This is a genomic window from Veillonella atypica (assembly GCF_041431435.1).
In the GTDB taxonomy this organism is placed as follows: domain Bacteria; phylum Bacillota; class Negativicutes; order Veillonellales; family Veillonellaceae; genus Veillonella; species Veillonella atypica.
In genome coordinates, this window is the sequence record NZ_JAPVXV010000001.1 from 499861 (window position 1) to 520849 (window position 20989).

Here is a 20989-nt window from a genome sequence, read left to right on the forward strand (position 1 = left end):
CCGCTTAAATATTATGGTTAGGTGTATATGTTGGAATAATATCCTGTAATACGCCAATTACATCCATATCGGTTTCACAAGAATCAAAGGTACCGATTTTTTTCATCAACCAATCCCGGTCAACGGTCTCTAATGCGGCTTCAAAAATCTTTGTATGATTTGTTCGATTAGTACCTTCTTCAGATGTAAGCAACTCTTCGTATTTCTTTTCACCTGGTCTAAGGCCTGTAATTTTGATATGAATATCTTTATCAGGTTCCAATCCTGATAAGCGAATCATATTTCTTGCTAAATCAATAATTTTTACAGGTTCGCCCATATCAAGTAAAAATACCTCTCCGCCTTTACCCATGGCCCCCGCTTGTAACACGAGCTGACTCGCTTCTGGTATGGTCATAAAATAGCGTGTCATTTCAGGGTCTGTAACGGTTACAGGGCCACCAGCTTCAATTTGTTTTTTAAATAAAGGAATGACGGAACCGCGACTACCGAGGACATTACCGAAACGAACCGTAATATATTTCGTATCATATGTATCATTCATAGATATGATAACCTTCTCTGCGACGCGCTTTGTGGCCCCCATAACACTAGTCGGATTTACGGCTTTGTCTGTAGAAATCATGACAAACCGTTCTACACCATGGCGACCTGCGACGTCGGCTACATTTCTTGTGCCATAAATATTATTTAAAACGGCAGCCATTGGTTGAATTTCCATAAGAGGCACATGTTTATGAGCTGCTGCATGGAATACAACTTGAGGATTATATTGAGTAAAGATTTGATCTAATTGTTGCTTATCTCTAATATCTGCAATGATTGGTATAATTGGGCCATCTTTATATATATTTTTCAATTCCTGGTTGATAAGATATATACTATTTTCACCGTGTCCTAACAACAAAAGCATCTTCGGACCAACGCGCATAATTTGACGACAAATTTCAGAGCCTATAGAACCGCCCGCACCCGTTACAAGGACAACCTTATCTCGAATATAATGTTCTACAATATCCATATCGAGACGAACCTCATCGCGCTCTAATAAATCTTCTATAGATACTGGATGTAAATGAGAAACAAGCACTTCGTCATCTAACAATTGGTACATACCAGGTAATGTATTAACTTTACATTTAAGAGGTGAACAGATTTCCATGATGTTTCTGATTTCATTACGTGTAACAGAAGGCATGGCGATAATAATTTCTTTCACCTTATTTTCTTTTACAATAGATGGAATATCATGACGATTACCGAGTATACGAACGCCGCCCATTAGACGATTAAATTTAGCCTCATCATCATCGATAAACCCAATTACCTTACGAGACCGTTTATGATACCGTTCAATTTCACGAGCAATTGTAGCACCCGCATCACCTGCGCCAATAATTAAGGTATTTACCATATCAGCATCAGTACTTTGTTTTCCACCATAACGCATGGCAATATAATGGAGTACCATTCTACCAATTCCGATAACACCAGTACTAAGGATCCAACTAATCAAATAGATGGACCTAGGTAAGGATTTGTCAAATACATACATCCCCGTATAGAATAGTCCTGCTCCTAAGGTGGTCGCAATCAATACAGCAACCATTTCGCGCATGCCTGCATAACGCCATATGCGCGTATATAGATGCATTGATAAAAGCATAACGATATAGGAAATAACCATTATAGGTAATGCATCAACCATCTGCTGCATATAATGTGGTGTTATATAGCCATCAAATCGTATGAGCAAACTAATTAACGCCACGCCAATGATAGTAATAACATCTACAATAAGTAATAGGCCGGGTAATAAATATGAACGCAATGAAAGCCCCCCTTATATGACTTACATATGATACTGTTTTACTAATTAATCTTTACCTATGCGAGATACCATATAAGCACCTGTCAAAATAGGCGCAATATCTCTGGAGAAACTAATCTTACTATTCTTAGTTAAGTACAAGATATCGCCTTCACGCATAACGTAATTTTGTGACATATCACCAGTTTTCAATATATTATTTAAATTAATTTCAATAGGTTTTGTTGGATCATTTTGATGAATTAAGAATATCTTCTTCTTAGCCGTATCCCAGTTAAAACTACCAGCTGCACCAATAGCATCAATAACTGTACTCGATTTCGTTAATGTATAAGCACCTGGTTTATTAATTTCACCAAATACATAAACGCGAACGCCACCTAACTTTGTAACATTAACCGACACATCAGGATTGATAATGTATGTGGATAATGCATTAGATACATTTCGGGTAAATTCTTCTACAGTCATGCCATCCGCCTTAATATTCCCCACCATAGGGATGGATACGTATCCATCTGGTCGAATGGTAAAAGTTTTATTGGCCCCTAAATCTGCTTGTTGCACTACATCAATCATAAGTTCATCCCCTTGTCGTAGACGATACTGTTGATCGGAGCCAATCGTAGATGCAGACGTATCCATATTGGATGTTGTAACTGTTACAGGAGAAATATCTTTTGCAAAACCTGTAGTTGCTATCGTACCTATTACAAGAGATAAAGCAATCCATTTCCGATTCATACATACACCTCATAGTATTCATTTCAAAAAAAACACATCATAACACAGCTATTTAAATAAATTTAATATTTTATTAATTATCGTACACATATTTTATCATCGTTTCTAGGTAACTACTATATAAGCAAGATGAAGCTTCTTTATATGGTTTTCATGAAGCATCAAGAATACTGAAATTATCTATGTTTAATGCTTACCCGTATATGTGTATTTTTCTTCACATATCGAAGTGTTATTTTGTTCTATATATTTCTATTACTAATAAAAAATTTCTATATTTAGGAGTTTGCAAAAAAAATGGATGTATATATCCGTTTAATAATAGATATATACATCCAAATAAATTGTATTTAATTTTATTCGACACGACCGCCCAAATAAGCTTCCATGACACGAGGATCATGTCGTACTTCATCAGCTGGACCAGACAATACCATTTTGCCTGTTTCCAATACATACGCATAATCAGCGATTTTCAATGCTTGACGGACGTTTTGTTCTACCAAGAGAACGGTGGTGCCTTCTGCACTAATTTCTTTAATAGTTTCAAAGATTTCGTTTACTACTAATGGTGCAAGCCCCATAGATGGTTCGTCTAGTAGCAATAACTTAGGACGGGCCATAAGAGCACGACCAATGGCAAGCATTTGTTGTTGGCCACCAGATAATGTACCACCTAGTTGATAGCTCCGTTCATCGAGAATTGGAAAGCGTTTAAATACCTTTTTAATATCCGCTTCAATCTCATTATCATTGCGTATATAAGCGCCCATTTCAAGATTCTCGTAGACGCTCATATCTTGAAGAATTTGACGACCTTCAGGTACTAAGGAAATACCATTATGTACAATTTGATGAGTTTTATGTCCAGTAATGTCTTGACCCTCAAATAGCACCTTCCCTGATGTAGGCTTTACAAGGCCCATAATAGTCTTCATTGTTGTCGACTTACCAGCGCCGTTGGCACCGATCAAGGATACGATAGACCCTTGTGGTACTTCTAAGCTAATGTCTTTTAAGGCTGTAATATGTCCATAACCAGCCACGATGTTTTCTAGCTTTAACATATTACGCCTCCTCTTTACCTAAGTATGCTTCGATAACAGCCTCATTATTTTGAATTTCTTGAGGTGTACCTTCAGCAATCTTTTTACCAAAATTGAATACCACCAAACGGTCACAGATATTCATCATCAATTCCATGGCATGTTCAATTACGACAACAGTAATACCTAAGTCGCGAATTTTACCAATCAATTGGCGTAACGCTTCCGTTTCACTGTCATTCATACCCGCTGCTGGTTCATCAAGTAAAATCAATTGAGGATGTGTAGCTAAAGCACGCGCGATTTCGAGACGACGTTGTTTGCCATATGGTAATGATGTAGCAACTTCTTCAGCATCTTCTTCAAGACCTACAAGTTTTAAAAATTCATAGGCAATGCCACGACAACGTTCTTCTTCAATACGTTGGCGTTTTGTTCTTAAGAAACTAGCAACGAAACCAGAACCAGTTCGGCAATGCATACCAGTTAATACTGTTTCCAAAGCTGTCATATTGCCAAAAAGTCGAATATTTTGGAATGTACGAGCAATGCCCATTTCTACCGTTCTATGCGGTTTAATGCCTACAACAGACATACCATCAAATACAATTTCGCCAGAACTTACAGGGAATACACCTGTAATCAAGTTAAAGAGTGTAGTCTTACCAGCACCATTTGGCCCGATAACACCAAACACTTCACCTTGCTTAACACCAAAGGATATGCCTGTGAGAGCTGCAACGCCACCAAAGCTTTTACTTACGTCATTTAATTCTAATAGCATTCAGTTCCCCTCCTATCCTTGTTTATCTTGTTGTTTACGTTTATACGCTTCAAAACGTTCTGTTAATACTTGTGTTTCAGGAATGTATGGAGCTTTTTTAAAGCCTAATTTACGGCTAATCTTATCTACCATAGATTCGGTTAAGATACCATCTGGACGAACAGCCATCAAAATGACTAACAATGCACCATAAATGATATCGCGATAGTCGGATAAGAAACGCAATACTTCTGGCAACAATGTAAGAATGAAAGAACCGAGTACGGAGCCCCACACTACATTAGAACCGCCAAATACAGGGAACAATAAGATTTGTACTACTTTATGATAACTGAAGTCTGTAGGGTTGATAAAGTTTGTAATATGAGCATACAAACCACCACCGATACCGGCGATAAATGCACCGATGATGAAAGCCATCATTTTATAGTACACTACATTAATTCCCATCAACTCAGCAGCATGATCATCGGCCTTAATAGCGGCAAAGGCACGACCGACACGGCTATTGTTGATACGTACACAGAAAGCAATAATAAAAATCAAAACGATTAGTAAAATAATGATAGCCATAATGTTGCCCCATGCAACAGCATCGATTCCCATAAGACCATCAATATCAATTTCGTAAGCAAAATTTGTCAATTCTTGAGGAATAGATGGAATGCCGGATAGACCAAGAGCACCATTTGTCACATCTAAGTTCAAGAAGATAACACGTACTACTTCACCAAAACCAAGTGTGGCGATGGCGAGATATAGACCTTTCAATCGAGTTGTTGGCAAACCGATGATAACGGCAACTAAAGCGGCTACAAAGCCACCTACTAAAATACCAACTACGATAGGTAAATCAGCTTTCAAAGAAAGCAATGCACCCACATATGCACCAACACTCATGAAACCAGCTGCCCCAAGGGATAACTGTCCACTAGCAAGGGTGAAATAAATAGAGATACCTAGGATGGCATTGATGATGAAAAACATCACAATTTGTAGATAATAAGGGTTAAAAATATCCATTATGGTCTGCCCCCCTTATCTTTAGAACCAAATAAACCTTGTGGTCTCCAGAATAATAAGACAATGATTAAACCGAAGGCTACTGCATCACGGAATGTAGATGCACCATAAGCAACGGAGAAGATTTCCGCAATGCCCAAGATAAAGCCACCTACCATGGCGCCTGTAATATTACCAAGACCACCTAGGATAAGTACGGCAAGGCCTTTAAATCCAATAATAACACCCATAGTAGGCTCAATAGCATTGAAGGAAAGGCCAACAAGTACACCGGCAGCGGCACCTAAAGCGGAAGCAATCATAACGGTAACAGAAATAATCATCGTTGGGTTGATGCCTAAAAGAGCTGCTGTTTCCGTGCTCATGGATACGGCACGAATGGCTTTACCAATCTTAGTCTTTTTAATAACCACATTCAAAATAATCATTAAGAGAACAGAAACACCTAAACCGATAATTTGCACCATGGAGATTTTAAATACCCCAAAGTCGATAAGGCCACCAATATAATCTGGTGGGAAGGATCTCGTTTGAGGACCCCATAATAATAATGCCAAACTTTCAAGGAAGATGGAAACACCAATGGTGCTGATAAGTGGTGCTAAGTGAGACACCTTTTTCTTACGTAGTGGGCGTAACGCCACAAATTCTAATAAGTAACCTAGTACGGCACCTACAGCCATCGCTACGATAAGGGCTACAAATATGTTTACGTTAAAAACAGTTACCATAAAAAGACCAACGAAGGCACCTATCATAAAGATGCCTCCGTGTGCCATGTTGATGATATTTAAAACGCCAAACACAAGTGTTAAGCCAATAGCGAGTACAGCATATAAGCTACCGAGGGTTAACCCGTTAACTAATTGTTGTAAAAACACTATACTACCTCAACTTTTATTTTTTTAATGCGTCAAATTGACCGTTTCTAATTTGCAATACTTGAACTTCCATGGAAGGGTCGCGGTGATCATTAAATTTAAATTGACCTGTTACACCAACGAAGTCGGCAATATTTTTCAATGCTTCGCGGAATTTTTCACGATCTGTAGTGGAGCCAGATTTTTTCAATGCTGCTTCATACAAGTAAACTGCATCATAAGCTTGCGCTGCGAATTGATCTGGTTCTTTACCGTATTTATCTTTATAAGCTTTACGGAAGTCTTTTACCTTTTGGTCATCTTTGTTAGGGAACCAAGGTGTACCTACGATAACGCCATCAGCTGCAGCACCTGCGATTTTAATAAATTCAGGACTGTTGAAGCCATTGGAACCAACTACAGGTTGTTTCATACCCATTTCACGCATTTTTTTCATAATCAATGCGCCTTCTTGGTATAGAGAAGCAACAACGATTACATCAGGATTAGCTTGTTGAATCTTAGTTAATTGTGCAGAGAAGTCTGTATCTTTATCTGCGAATGTTTCAGTATCAACGATTTGTACACCTTCAGCTTCCAATGCTTTACGAGCTGTATTATTTACAGATACCATTTGGTCATTGTTGTTGGAGTACATAATAGCTGCAGTTTTAAAGTTCAAAGTTTTATGTGCTTCTTTAATTGCAGTATCTACTGCCAAGGATTCTGGTACAGCATTACGGAAAATGTAATCGCCAATATCCGTAATACCTTCAGCTGTTGTAGATGTACCAAGAGCTACAACTTTGCTCTTATTTGCTACAGGGCCAGCAGCCATCATTTCACCAGATAACATAGGACCGATAACGCCTACCACTTTATCTTTAGAAATAACTTTGTTCATAGCATTAATTGCTTCGTTTTTATCACCTTTAGTATCTTCAACGAGCAAATTAATTTTTACATTGTTAGCGTCTGCATTGATTTCGCTAACAGCCAATTCTGCACCAGCTTTGATAGATTCGCCATACGCAGCAGCACCGCCTGTAGTTGTTGTTAACAATGCGATTTTCGCTTCATTATTATTTGCATTACCTGCATCTTTATTGCTACCACAACCAGCAGCAACCGCCATTACACCAGCAAGGCCAAAAATGGCTGCTTTTTTTAACATGGATTTATTCATGTTACACCCTTCCTTTAATCACAATAACAGCAATTATAATAGTATAAATTATATATACTTCTATATTATGAAATATTTTTTATGTTTGTCAATTAAATCATGTATATCTTCTATAGAATTCAGATATACACCTTATAATTTTTATTTATTATGCTAATAATTCTGAAAAATATTCCCATTTCTCATACAACTTTTGTAAGTTGCTTTCCGTATCTGAAAGCTGCTTAGATATGTTTTCCATTTCCGCCAAATCTTGTTGGACTACAGGATTTGCTAATTGTACTTCATACATTTTCATGGTCGCCTCTAATCTAGCAATTTCTTCTTCCACTTCAGCTAATTGCTTTTCAACCATGTATGTATTTGTTTTTTTCTTAGGATCATCAGATGGAGATGGAGAAATGGTTTTAGCTTCAGATTTCACATCTTCCTTAGCTACTTCTTCTACTACTTCTGTAAGAGCAGCTATATCCTGTTGCTCTTTTAATTTCTCTTTATAGTAAGAATAATTACCCAAGTATTCAGTAAGACCTTTATTCTCTAATACCAATGTTCTTGTAGATACTTGATCTAAGAAATACCGGTCATGGGAAATAATAAAACACGTACCACCGAATTGCTGCAACGCACGTTCGACAATTTCACGGGTAGGTACGTCTAAATGGTTGGTAGGTTCATCAAGAATGAGGAAATTATCACCTTGTAAGAATAATTTTAACAGAGCTAAACGCGCTCGTTCACCACCGGATAAATCACCTACTAGTTTAAATACATCATCCCCTTTAAATAGGAATGATCCTAAAACATTGCGAGCTTTTTCTTCGGTGAAATTATAATTATTGATAATCTCATCTACCACTTGCCACCGATCGTGTAATTCTTCATGTTCTTGTGAAAAATAGCCCACTTGTACACGGTTGCCAATATCGATATGACCTTCTGTAGGGAATAACTCCCCTACAATAGCTTTCACCATGGTAGATTTACCAGCCCCATTAGGACCGATCAAGGCAACAGATTCGCCGCGCCTTACAACTACAGATACATCATCAATGATTGGATCATCCGTTTTGTAGCCAATAGACACATGATCTAATACAAGTACCTTATCAGCACTCATAGCAGCCGGTGGAAATTTAAAATCTAACGAATGTGAAGTTTCAGGAGCCTCTAGTCGTTCTAATCGATTTAGTTGAGATTGGCGTCCCCTCGCCATCTTAGACTTAATACCAGCGCGATACTTATCAATATACTCTTCTGTTTTCTTAATATATTCTTGCTGCTTTTCATAAGCAATCGTATCTGCTTTTAAACGTTCTTCTCGTTGTGCCACATAGCGACTATAATTACCGCGATATGTTGTAGCCTTGTGATGATCTAGTTCTACCACACCAGTAACGATGCGATCCATGAAATACCGGTCATGGCTGACGATCAGAATGCCACCTCGATAGGATGATAGATAACCTTCTAACCACTCCAACATTTCCATATCCAAATGGTTTGTCGGTTCGTCGAGGAATAAAAAATCTGGACTCCGTACTAAGGCCTTTGCCAAATTAATACGCGTTTTTTGACCCCCAGAAAATGCATTAGCCGGTTTATATAGATCTTCATCGGTAAAACCAAGACCATAGACTATGCGTTTTGTTTTTTGTTCATAGTCATAGCCACCTAACCATTCCAATCGATTTTGTAAATAGTCTAAGCGTTGTAAGTCACTTTCACTAGCCTCATGAGTCTCTAAATATGTGGTTAACTCTTGTAATTTATTTTCTAATGCATGAACATCTTCCCAAGCTGTTTCTATTTCTTCAGCTAAACTAGCATCACCTAAGTTAACATCTTGTTGCAAGTAGCCAATGCTTGCCACAGGAGACATTACAACTTGGCCTTCATCTAATTCCTCAATACCGAGGATACATTTCAGCAGTGTTGATTTACCAGCCCCATTAGGGCCAACCAAGGCAATTCTATCGCCTTCTTTTATTTCAAAGGACACATTGGAAAACACTTGGCGCACCCCAAATGATTTTCCTAGGTCGATCATTCGAATGCGTTCCATTCAATACCTCCTTTATCATTTCGTAACTATTATTATACCACAGTCGCTTTCACCAAAATGACCATTTCCACGCTATCCTTTGTCTTCCGGCTATGTCTAAATAATTTACCTAATAAAGGGATATCACCGAGTATTGGGATTTTCTCAATCTGCTTTTGATCCCGATTATCCATTAAGCCACCTATGACCAATACTTCTCCCGGTTGTAGACGCACTCTAGTCTGTGCTTGTCGAGTAGTTATTTTATAAGATTTTATCTCAGATACCATAATGGGTGAACTCACCTCAGCTCGTATAGACGTATCAATGATACCATTTTTCGTCACTACCGGTGTATAGTCAAGTTTAATACCCACCTCTTCGTAATGAATGGATCTTTTTCTTTCACCATTAGAAATTGACTCTTCGATTACAGGAATTCGTTCACCTATCAAAATATGTGCGGCTTCACCATTTAAGGCCATAATGGAAGGGGTTGCAATAACAACTGCCTTTCCCGATGTTTCTAAAAGGCTAAGCTCAGGTTTAACAAAAAATTTATAAGCCTCCCCATCTGGAGCTTTTCCAAAAGAAATAGCACCATAAGAATTTGTCTTGTCATTACCATGTCCGGTTAAACTCAACCAGGACCATCTAAATCCCGTCTCCTTCGTATAGGAATGCTCCATAGCCATAATAGTAGCTTCCAAGCGCACTTGTTTCATATCTCTATCTACAGATTGAATGATAGAGTTTACTCCTTTTTCCTCGTCTCCTGTTACATTTAATACAATCTGATTCGTTTCCTTATGCACAGCGAACTTTCCATTAGGTACTACTGTTTTTATGACAGATTCTAGCGATGTCGATGATGCCATCTTTGGTTCTACTACCACTACATGACGATGTTCCTTAGCACCAGAATGCCCTGTAACGGTTACCACGCCTTGATCATCCTGTATATCAAAATGATACATATCCCCTAAATGATGTAGCATGTCTAATGGTGACTTACCGTGTATCGTTCCTGTCACAGTTCCGTTCAATGTGTTAATACCAAGTATATCCATTTTATAACTACGACTGATGGCCTCTACCACATCGGACAAAGGCGCCTTGCTAACCGTCATACTATATGTATTTTGACCTGACTCAGATTGTTGTACATGTATCGATTCTTTTGCCCATACACAAGGATTTTCTATTACACCTAAGAGTAAAACTATAATCATGATTCGCCAATAGATACACATCGTACATTGCCTCCTTCATCAAGGGTTACACCATTTTCATCTACATTAATTACCTTTACACCATGCCAAGAATCACCTTCCATAACAACAGTAGATTCTGTGCCACTGCTTAAAATTACAGCCCATTGAGGGCCATGTATTACGCCATTAACATGAATTGTTTTCTGCTTATTATGTTTTGTTGTAACTGGTTCTGCACTAGAACTGCTATCTTGGTCTACTTTCTTCTGACTATGTCTCCGTTTACCTGGTTTTACCTTTGATGAATCATCTTTATTATTTAGGTTCTGCTGACCTCCACCGCTATGTTCTTCATCCATCATATGTATTGAAGATACATTACTTTTGTCTAATGATTCGCCTAATACCTCACACCAAGGAAGAGCTCGCAAGTTATTACTCGTACTGTATAACAATGTTATTTCATGAGATTTATCTTCTGATTTCGACATTGTCGTTGAATCAGTCTCCATCTGGACATAATCAGCCTCGGGTGTATAAAATATGCCCCAACCAATTGCTATTCCACCTAATACAAACAATACACCTAGACTCTTCTTGTATCGTTTACATTGAGTCACATAAGGATACAATTTTTCTCGTAAACGTTCCTGTATGTTCATTCATTAGGACTCCTTTCACATAGTAGAATTAAAATATCTATCTAGTATCAGTATGCAACACAAATATACATAAAAGAAGGACACTAATAGTCACCCCCGTGACTATTAGTGTCCTTGACAAATCATACAATGTATAATAGCAATTATTGTTTTTTCATAGCTTGAAGTTTTGGACCAATCAAGCGTTTATAAACTTCAACACCAGGTTGATCAAAGGCATCAACACCAGCTAAAATTGATTCAAAATACACAGCCCAACAATGCATGAACATAATTTCCCCTAAATGAAATGCATTTAATGTTGGTACCGATATGGTCATATTAAAACGATTATCTATAGATAGGGCCTCACGATTCGCGTCAAGTGCGCTATTTAAAATATCGCTAATAGGAATATCACCAATTGCATCAAGTTTGTCGTACTCACTATATAAATTTGGAACAACCAATGATGTATTCCAATCTCGTACCTTAATAAATTGAACCACCTTGTTAAGACGCCCTTCTTGATGCTCTTGTACTTGCGCATGCATATCCATCGTGCCTACTGCAGGAACAGGTGTACGTCCATAAGGAAGACAGGTATTACTCATTTTACCTAATGATTCGGATAAGAGCTGTACATACCAATCGGATAGTGAATGTAGAGACTCACCATAAGGCATGAATACTTCTATAATACGTCCATATCGCTCAGATGCAATATATTTTAATAATGCACTAAATAGTGCAGGATTTTTATAAACATCCTCTTCTTGGCAAGCCATATCCATCGATGCAGCACCGGCTAAAAATCCTTCAATATCAAATCCCACAAGAGCAGCTGTAACGAATCCTACCTCAGTAAAAACGGAGAATCGGCCTCCTACACCATAGGGAACGGAGAATGTTCTCCATTGATGCTTGATAGCCATATCATGAAGAATAGTAGGATGTGCCTCATCATTTGTTTCTGTAACGACGGTAACTTCATAATTAATATGATGATCCTCTAGTGCTTTTTGAAGAATCATAAAATTAGCCATCGGTTCAATAGTGGAACCAGACTTTGATGTAACTACAAGCATAACTTTATAGTCACTACCCTTTTCACCGGCCTGAGATACTAAGGTTTTGATTAGCCCTTCTAAGTATGGACCATCTACATTAAAACCAGCAAAATAAAACCTCGGATAGCTGTTGCGTTCTTCATCAGTATAGTTATTCCAAAATGAACCACATTGCACATCAAAGAGTACCTTACTACCTAGATAAGATCCACCGATGCCAATAGAAACAACAGTATCAATACTTTTGCGAGCATAGTCACCCAAGTCATGTAAACGGTCCATCATATCCGGTGTATTGATGCCGTTTTCTGATATATATGGCAACTGATAAAACAAGATTGGTTCTGGCTGACCATCTTTAGATAGGTGGCCTTCTTCATAACCTGTGGATCGCAAAATATTGGTATGACGCCATACATTTTGAATGGCTCGTTCAAAGTTTTGTATGTCCCTTGCCTGTATGCAGCTTTCATTATAGATATTGTTATAATCTAGCTCAAATCCAGAATCTAACTGTAACATCAAGTATCTCCTTTATGCACCAATCCAACCATAGCCATAACCGATACCAAATACGGACCAAAGAATAGCGATGGGAATCAATAACTTAAATTTCAATTTTGCTGTTTTATGATGACATACTACCATGCCCAATAAAGCGCCTAAACCACCAAAGGCAAAGGCTAAAAATAGCAATGTAAATTCAGAAATCCGCTCATACCCCTTTATAGCGGATAACTTATCATATCCATATATACAAAAGACAATAAAATTCCATACGGTCATAATAATCAGAAAATACGTTTCACTCATAATCCTATATTTATTTCCCCTTAAAATATGAGAAGGTATCACCCAATCCACAATCTAAACTAACAGTGGCTTCAAATCCAAAATCCTTTTTTGCTTTTTTATTACATAAGCGAGAATGGCGTATATCTCCAACCCGTTCTGCTTCATAATTAGTTACAATTTCTTTACCACTGATAGATGTAAAATAGCCTACCAATTCATTGACAGATGTACTCGTATTGGTAGAAATATTATAAATTCCTGTTAAGTCAGGATGATTCATAGCTTTAATATTAGCCTCAACTACATCAGCTACATATACAAAGTCACGTGTTTGCTCACCATCCCCAAAAATGGTAAGCGGCTTATCCTCATTAATGAGGCGGTTGAAAATACTGATTACACCGCCTTCTCCACCATCCCCTTGACGTGGCCCATATACATTAGCATATCTAAAGCATACTGTTTTTAAGCCAAAAGCTTGTTCATAAATACGTAAATATCCTTCAGCTGTCAATTTTGTAAGGCCATAAAATGATGTCGGTTTACCAGACATGTCTTCTGTGAGTGGTAATGTATCGAGATCACCATACACTGCAGCAGAGGATGGCATTAGAAAATGTGAAATATTATGCTTTCTAGCTGCTTCAAGCATATTAATTAATCCCATTAGATTCACATCACAATCCATCTTAGGATTTTCCATAGATGCAGGTACCATCGTTTGTGCCGCTTCATGAAATACTACTTGAGGTTTAAAATCTGCAAAAATAGATTCTATGTTAGCGTCTCGTACATCCATTTCTATAAATACTGCTTTTGGATTAACAAATTCTCGTACTCCTGTTGTAAGATTATCGATTACCAATACTGTATGACCTAATGCTATGAGTCGGTCGACCAGATGGGACCCTATGAATCCGGCGCCCCCCGTTACACAAACGCGCATTGTTTTCCCCTTTTAGATTATTTACCTATCGCTGCCCCTGCCTTTGCGAGTTGGTCAGCCATTTCATTATATGTATCACCAGTATGAGCATGTACCTTGTGAAAGTATACTTTTACATGTGGAAATATACGTTCACAAAATGCTGCATATTCATTGGTTAATACATTATTTCGTTTCCACTTCTTCGTGGCCCACATTTCTATCCCCATATAATCATAATATAAGGAACACTTAGAAATCCCATGAGTTAAAGCATATTCCATAACATGTATGGCCGCCAATAACTCACCAGATACATTCCAAAATTCTGTATATTTTGCATCCCGGGTACCGAATGAAAATGTTTCTTTATTTCCATTTAGAAACATAATACCACCGGAACCTACAGACTGATTATATTTATCATAACTACCATCAATATATGCAATTAAATGATTGATTTCTGAGAAATCAGGAGCTATAGATTTCTTTGTATGGTTTGTTTTAGACGTTTTTGATGATGCTAGATAATCACCAATACTCATGCCTTCATCACCTATAAAAGCCTGGGCTTCTGACTTAGTGAAAAACGATTTATAAATAGCCCCACCATAGCCTTTAACCTGTTTTTCACAATCGCTCCAAGTTTCATAAATACCTGGCGTACGGCCTGCTTTTACAGCATAAAATTTCTTCGCCATACAACCTCCTAATGCTTCATGGTAAGCGGTACAAATTCAGCATTTACTACAGATTGTAAATCTTGTGGATTAACATGCATCTGCATGCCTCGTAAACCAGCACTAACATATACAGCCTCTTGAGCTTGCATCGTTTCATCAAAATATGTAGGAAATAGCTTTTTCATACCTACCGGCGAGCAACCACCTCGTAAATAACCAGTTATACCTAATAAGTCCTTAACATGAATTAATTCAACTGATTTATTACCACTGACACGAGCAGCCTGTTTCATATCTAGCTCTTCAGCTACAGGAATACAGAATACTACATATCCTGTTTTATCACCCTTGCCAACTAAAGTCTTAAATACTTCTTTTTCATCAAGACCTAGTTCATCAGCTACATGAACACCCTGACCTCGTTCTTCAGACCATTCATATTCATCAATCGTATATGCTATGTGATGAGTATCTAATATGCGTAATGCATTTGTTTTTTTATGCTTTTCCTTACTCATACAAGAGCCTCCTATTTATTAACAATTTTATTTATATTCTTTAATTCAATGCGTAAAGTACCATCATCATTAGTTTTAATTTCGATAAACTCCCGATTTTGCATATATTCTACAGGGAATGAAATTTCTATGCCTGTATCGGTTTTAATCTTATGATGTTCGCCTACCTTCGTAGCAAATTCACGATTTACCGGTAAAGGCCGCATCATATCCTGTTCAGCTAACTCCTTTTTAGCAGCTTCTTGTTGAATGGGGTTAGACTTAAATACCTCTTCCACAATGCGAATAGGATTAACCGTATCAGATACTTCTGCATTTTTAGCAATCATAGACTTTGCCATCGTCAGCTCTGCTACACCATCGGATTCGTGCGCTTGAGCCACCTTATCTATAATGGTTTTTACCTTTTTAACAGTATCTCTAGAGGATTGATCTGTACCGAGTTGTAACACCTTATCTGCTAAGATATAACAAACTTCACCGTCATATTCACCTTTTGGTTCAAAAATACGAACAGATAAATCCAATGTATTTATGGCAACAAAAGCTCGCAACTTTTGTGTCGGCATCGGCAATACCGCCTTATGTGGTACAAGTTCTGTCGATAAGGAGCCATCATCTTCACTAAACAATTGATGCGTAAAGGCATCATGAGCCTGACATAATAGCATACAAATATAGGATGTATCTGTCACCACATCGCATACAATAGTATCAATGACAACGCCTACTGTGGCTTGCTTCATATAGTCAAAGGTTTTCTCCCCTAACTCTTTAGCTAACGTGATAAAGGAGATTTCACCAGATTTATATTCACCGATTCGCTTTCCCATAGGGCTATGTGCATGTAACGTCCCTGTTCTCGCACCGGGATCTTTAAAAGCTTTCGTTACATGGCCTGCAATATAGTCATGTATGTCTTGCTCACCTATTTTTAATTCATGTTCAGAATAGACCGCTAAAGATGATGTAAAATCAAAAATCTCTAGGGCTGCTTTATTAATTTGCATGATAACTCCTAAAGGATAAAAATATTACTCTTTATTATACCATTCTTTTAGCAATTCTTTGTCTATTTTTGAACAATCTGTTAATGGTATGGCATCAATATATCGTAAATATTTAGGTTGCGCCTCATGAGGAATAGCTCTACGCACATCGGATTCTACCTCAGACACTGTAACGCCCTCTGCAGGTACGATAAAGGCCACAACCTCTTCTCCACGCAATGAATCAGGTACCCCAATAACAGCAACATCTTCTACTGTTTGTAATACTTGTAACTGCGATTCTAAATCTAATACAGCAATCTTATAACCACCTCGGTTAATAATATCCCCATTACGACCATCAAATATAATGTAATCTCCACACCAATGGCCCTTGTCACCAACTGTTACCATCCCATCAAGTCCGCATATACCAAACCGTGTGGATACATAAATATAATCATCTTTTATGTCAACAGTGACTCCTGGAAATGGACGACCTACGGTACCAGGATACGTATGCCATTCTTCACCAGTACAATGGCTAATATAGTTTAGCTCTGATGCTCCATAGTACAGAATGAATTCCATCGTTGGATATAGCATGTGTAGAGAATGTATTAATTCTCTATCTACAACTTGTGAGCCTGCAATAATATATTGTACACAAGAACAAGTACTGCTATTCCATCGTAATAGTAAACGCAGTTTTGTAGGCAACATATAAATATGAGTGCATTGATGTGAATGAATCAATGATTGCCATCTCTTCGGTTGCATTTTATCACTCGTTACGATTTGACCGCCAGACCATAAGACAGCTAACATCATATTCGTATTGCCTGTAAAACTAAAACTGCCATGTACAAATATACGCGTAGCATGATTAATATGAAAGATATCATTTTGTATATCAAAATAATCCGCCCAGGATTTTTCAGTTCGCCACAAAGGTTTTGGCATGCCTGTTGTTCCAGATGTAAGGACGCCAAACTGCGCTTCTATCGGAATATCTATGGAACCAAGTAGACGCATTAATCGACTGCGATATGTATTATCCATGTGTGGATGAGAAACAATGGGAATATATCCACGATGTAAAGCAGCTAACCACAATATCAATTGTTCATATACAGACTCTGTATCTATAAAAATAATATGACGTTTACCATTTATAATTGATGTAATACAGTTGTCATTCTCTATCCATTGTACTCTTTCAACAACATCATCATATAAGTCCTTATAGGTATGTTCAAGCCCATCTATAATAATGGCAGTATCCAAGTTCTGTTTATGACCATGGTTAAATATGGCCTGTAATATCATATTCATCGTAAGATCCTTATCTATATACGTTCAATAATCATAGCGGTTCCCGTACCGCCGGCGCCAGCAATGGCACATAGTCCATAGTGACCATTACAGTACTCTAAAGCTGCCATGCAATGTATCAAAAGCATAGCGCCAGAACAACCATACGGATGCCCATAGGCTAGTGCACCACCAAGCATATTATATCTATCAATAAGATTCGGATATTCTCGTCCAAATAAAGCAGAAATGACAGCGAACGCTTCATTCCATTCAAACACATCAATTTCAGTTGATGAAAGACCGGTAACATCTAATATTTTCTTTGTACTTAACAAAGCACCTTCTGGACTATATAGAGGCTCTCCCGCCCAAGGCATGGCATGCACAATCCTAAATGGGCCTTCTTGACTACTCAATGTAACAAAGGCTGCACCATCATGAGTAAGGCACGCATTGCCAGCTGTCGTTATAGAATTAGGTCCTAATAAGGGCTTCATACGATTTAACAGTTTTTCATTCATAGATGGTCGTATCGATTCATCAATGCAGCGCTTTCCATCTATTTCAATGTCCAGTATATATGGTGAAAGTATTCCTTGTTCGCGAGCATGTTGTGCACATTGATGGCTCCTAATAATGTAAGGATTTAACTCCTCTACACCTACACAATATTTTATCATGGTACGTTCAGCCCCTTCTAACATTGCTAAAGGCGATATTTCATTTGGTGCAAATTGTGCCACCATATAATCACCACTGCGATCATCATGGTCTGCATATGTCCTTAGTGGTTGTAAAGATGAACTTTCAATACCACCAGCAATGACTGTATCCATCATTCCTGATGCAATATGAGCATAGGCCATCTCAACGCTCATCATACCTGATGCACATTGCATGTCTACTGTAACTGCTGGTATCGTATTAGGTAAATGACTATAAAGCCCCATCAATCTAGCAATATTCCCACCAGTACCAACTGCATTGCCACAAAAAATGGCATCCAACGAAGATGCTTTTTTTGAGTCAAATAGCTGATTTAATACCTTGGCGCCAAGTAATTCAGGGCGTATTGATTTATATTGTCCGTTAACGACACCAATGGGGGTGCGTAATCCATTATGAATGAAAACAGGCATAGCATTACTCCATATAAATAAGGAGGTGTACTAATAACACCTCCTACACATATCATCATTATATTTTAATTTTTGTAGCTAACCAAGAGGCAACTAAACATTTAACAATGTCACCAGGAATATATGGAAGCATCACAATAGGTAGAGATGCCCAAAATGGAGTACCTGTAACAATCATAAATCCAGCGACACCAAAAATATACACTACAGGGATTGTGATAACTATTGAACGCCAGCTATAGGATAAGAAACTTCTAGATTTACCTTTACAGATACTTAACAATGTATATGCTATAGGCCAAGAGAAAATGAAACCGCCAGTAGGTCCGAGTAATTTACCCAATCCAGATGTACCGCCTACAAAGACTGGCAATCCTACGGTTCCAAGTAGTACATACACGATAAATACAATTAATGTATCCTTAGGGGATAGTAATAGACCCGTCAAAGTAGCAACTAATGTTAATGCTGTCACCATAGCAGGGCTAAATGGCAATGGAAATGAAATCCATGCTGATACACACAAAAGAGCTGTTAATAAAGCCATTTTTGTTAAACGTCTTGCTTCCATAATATACCTCATTCACATAAAATCTTAATTCGTTCTATGCTCATCATAAAGACGAGCCTTAAAAAGAATCATATCATCTAACGCGCCAACTAAGACATTACCTTCACGTTGGCTTTCAATAGAAACACAATCATTAGCAAGCATAGGAGATAAAAAACGAATAGACATGCCTACCTTTGTGTTACTATTTATCATATGCATCCAAAGATACTCAAGTATAAGTAACCCTGGCACAATATAAGGAACTTCACGATGAATACGATTGCGATCATTTACATCCTCTACAAATTGTATAATTTCATCCTTTGTAAATGTAATACGTTTAAGTGAATCATCAACTTTAGGAGTTTCACGAATTTGTAAAGGTCTTGTTAGTTGTAATAAATTAACCCATAACGTACCACTTGTATTGGACATACAAACGGATATATGATTGCCTTTATACTCTACACCATGAAACACAATTTCATCTGTGCCTTGCGTATCAAAATAAGCCTTCGTAATAACGCAATTAGTAGGTAAATTTAACGTTTCTTCATCCGTTAAAAGAGCTAATAGATCTCGCATATTACTCCTTATAATTTAATCAGTATAATAATAGTTTTATACCATTACTATTAAATTATAATCAACGGAAACACTATAGTCAACCTAGTATGACATACGAGTTAACAACAAAAGCCACCATTGATAATCAATGGTGGCCTCAATTTTATATTTAAATCCAAAGAATATATAAGCTATTTTATAACTTCAATCCTTTTAAATATTCCTTAAATGCTGCCCCTAATTCTTCATTACGAAGCGCATATTCCACGGTAGCTTTCAAATAGCCTAATTTATCACCTGTATCATAGCGAACACCTTCATAGGCTAAAGCGTAAGTATCTGTTTTGGATGCAGCTAATGCATCTGTTAGTTGTACTTCATTACCTACACCTGGTTTTGTATTCTCTAAGATATCAAAAATATCAGGCGTTAAAATATATCGACCAAGAACAGCTAAATTGGACGGTGCCTTATCAACACTTGGTTTTTCTACTAAGCCATGAACGCGATACAAGTTATCAGCTAATGGTTCGCCTGACACAATACCATAGGAGCTTACCTTTTCATTCGGTACAAATTGAGCACCTAATATGATACCTGGATGTTGTTCATAACAATCCATCAACTGTTGTAAGCATGGTTTTTCTGGATTATAAACAATGTCATCACCTAATAATACAGCAAATGGCTCATCACCAATAAACGCTTTAGCACATAATACGGCATCACCTAAACCACGCGGTGATTTCTGACGAATAAAATGAATTTTAATATCCGCCAAATCTTTTACCATGGCTAATTGTTTATTTTTACCTTGCTTTTGTAATAGCTCTTCTAGCTCGACACTGCTATCAAAATGATCTTCTATGGCGCGTTTGCTACGACCTGTTATGATAAGAATTTCTTCGATACCAGAATCGAGTGCTTCTTTTACAATATATTGAATCGCCGGTGTATCAACAATAGGCAACATTTCCTTTGGTTGTGCTTTCGTAGCTGGCAAAAAACGTGTACCGAAACCAGCTGCTGGAATGACAGCCTTACGAATAGACTTCATGTG

Annotated in this window: 21 protein-coding genes; all 21 read right to left on the reverse strand. The window is 37.7% G+C overall.

The window, feature by feature from the left end; all coding sequences use genetic code 11:
* Positions 1-4: 4 nt before the first annotated feature.
* The 21 genes from O3598_RS02375 to galU all read right to left on the reverse strand — a co-directional run bounded on the left by O3598_RS02375 (position 5) and on the right by galU (position 20986).
* A complete protein-coding gene (locus O3598_RS02375; protein WP_339360802.1) occupies positions 5-1831 on the reverse strand; it encodes a polysaccharide biosynthesis protein in 1827 nt (608 codons plus the stop codon).
* Positions 1832-1876: 45 nt separating this feature from the next.
* Positions 1877-2575 carry a polysaccharide biosynthesis/export family protein gene (locus tag O3598_RS02380; protein WP_371451625.1) on the reverse strand — a complete coding sequence of 233 codons (699 nt, stop codon included), beginning with the start codon at positions 2573-2575 and terminating at the stop codon, positions 1877-1879.
* Between the two features lie 356 nt (positions 2576-2931).
* A complete protein-coding gene (locus O3598_RS02385; protein ID WP_005380876.1) occupies positions 2932-3642 on the reverse strand; it encodes an ABC transporter ATP-binding protein in 711 nt (236 codons plus the stop codon).
* A 1-nt stretch (position 3643) separates the two neighbouring features.
* On the reverse strand, positions 3644-4405 hold the full coding sequence (locus O3598_RS02390) for an ABC transporter ATP-binding protein (RefSeq protein ID WP_129822886.1): 762 nt from the start codon (positions 4403-4405) through the stop codon (positions 3644-3646).
* A gap of 12 nt (positions 4406-4417) precedes the next feature.
* Positions 4418-5428 carry a branched-chain amino acid ABC transporter permease gene (locus O3598_RS02395; RefSeq protein ID WP_005380802.1) on the reverse strand — a complete coding sequence of 337 codons (1011 nt, stop codon included), beginning with the start codon at positions 5426-5428 and terminating at the stop codon, positions 4418-4420.
* The gene (locus O3598_RS02400; protein ID WP_005380973.1) at positions 5428-6309 is read right to left on the reverse strand and encodes a branched-chain amino acid ABC transporter permease; all 882 of its coding nucleotides are present in this window, start codon (positions 6307-6309) and stop codon (positions 5428-5430) included. Before O3598_RS02400 ends, O3598_RS02395 begins: the two co-directional genes overlap by 1 nt.
* A 16-nt stretch (positions 6310-6325) precedes the next feature.
* Positions 6326-7474 carry an ABC transporter substrate-binding protein gene (locus O3598_RS02405; protein ID WP_005380797.1) on the reverse strand — a complete coding sequence of 383 codons (1149 nt, stop codon included), beginning with the start codon at positions 7472-7474 and terminating at the stop codon, positions 6326-6328.
* 148 nt (positions 7475-7622) lie between these two features.
* Positions 7623-9539 carry an ABC-F family ATP-binding cassette domain-containing protein gene (locus tag O3598_RS02410; protein WP_371451627.1) on the reverse strand — a complete coding sequence of 639 codons (1917 nt, stop codon included), beginning with the start codon at positions 9537-9539 and terminating at the stop codon, positions 7623-7625.
* 32 nt (positions 9540-9571) lie between these two features.
* Positions 9572-10771, reverse strand: coding sequence for a type II secretion system protein GspD (locus O3598_RS02415; protein ID WP_371451629.1), 1200 nt, complete (start codon positions 10769-10771; stop codon positions 9572-9574).
* Entirely contained in the window at positions 10747-11394 is a 648-nt protein-coding gene (locus O3598_RS02420) for a hypothetical protein (protein ID WP_371451631.1), read from the reverse strand. The genes O3598_RS02415 and O3598_RS02420 overlap by 25 nt, the downstream gene beginning before the upstream one ends.
* 143 nt (positions 11395-11537) lie before the next feature.
* Positions 11538-12965, reverse strand: coding sequence for a phosphoglucose isomerase-related protein (locus O3598_RS02425; protein WP_371451633.1), 1428 nt, complete (start codon positions 12963-12965; stop codon positions 11538-11540).
* Between the two features lie 12 nt (positions 12966-12977).
* Positions 12978-13256: a DUF1294 domain-containing protein gene (locus tag O3598_RS02430; RefSeq protein WP_005384261.1), complete on the reverse strand. Its 279-nt coding sequence runs from the start codon at positions 13254-13256 to the stop codon at positions 12978-12980.
* A 10-nt stretch (positions 13257-13266) separates the two neighbouring features.
* Entirely contained in the window at positions 13267-14184 is a 918-nt protein-coding gene (locus O3598_RS02435) for an NAD-dependent epimerase/dehydratase family protein (protein WP_287516410.1), read from the reverse strand.
* A 17-nt stretch (positions 14185-14201) separates the two neighbouring features.
* Positions 14202-14864: a ribonuclease H1 domain-containing protein gene (locus O3598_RS02440; protein ID WP_287516411.1), complete on the reverse strand. Its 663-nt coding sequence runs from the start codon at positions 14862-14864 to the stop codon at positions 14202-14204.
* A gap of 8 nt (positions 14865-14872) precedes the next feature.
* On the reverse strand, positions 14873-15364 hold the full coding sequence (gene ybaK / locus O3598_RS02445; protein ID WP_005380842.1) for a Cys-tRNA(Pro) deacylase: 492 nt from the start codon (positions 15362-15364) through the stop codon (positions 14873-14875).
* 11 nt (positions 15365-15375) lie between these two features.
* The gene (locus O3598_RS02450) at positions 15376-16374 is read right to left on the reverse strand and encodes a nucleoid-associated protein (RefSeq protein WP_005380848.1); all 999 of its coding nucleotides are present in this window, start codon (positions 16372-16374) and stop codon (positions 15376-15378) included.
* A 24-nt stretch (positions 16375-16398) separates the two neighbouring features.
* Positions 16399-17688 carry an AMP-binding protein gene (locus O3598_RS02455; protein ID WP_371451635.1) on the reverse strand — a complete coding sequence of 430 codons (1290 nt, stop codon included), beginning with the start codon at positions 17686-17688 and terminating at the stop codon, positions 16399-16401.
* A gap of 14 nt (positions 17689-17702) precedes the next feature.
* Positions 17703-18809 carry a thiolase family protein gene (locus O3598_RS02460; protein ID WP_371451637.1) on the reverse strand — a complete coding sequence of 369 codons (1107 nt, stop codon included), beginning with the start codon at positions 18807-18809 and terminating at the stop codon, positions 17703-17705.
* Between the two features lie 58 nt (positions 18810-18867).
* Entirely contained in the window at positions 18868-19380 is a 513-nt protein-coding gene (locus O3598_RS02465) for a biotin transporter BioY (RefSeq protein WP_038125180.1), read from the reverse strand.
* Positions 19381-19404: 24 nt separating this feature from the next.
* The gene (locus O3598_RS02470; protein WP_016475416.1) at positions 19405-19947 is read right to left on the reverse strand and encodes a hotdog family protein; all 543 of its coding nucleotides are present in this window, start codon (positions 19945-19947) and stop codon (positions 19405-19407) included.
* Between the two features lie 178 nt (positions 19948-20125).
* Entirely contained in the window at positions 20126-20986 is an 861-nt protein-coding gene (gene galU, locus O3598_RS02475) for a UTP--glucose-1-phosphate uridylyltransferase GalU (RefSeq protein WP_005380854.1), read from the reverse strand.
* Between the last annotated feature and the right edge of the window lie 3 nt (positions 20987-20989).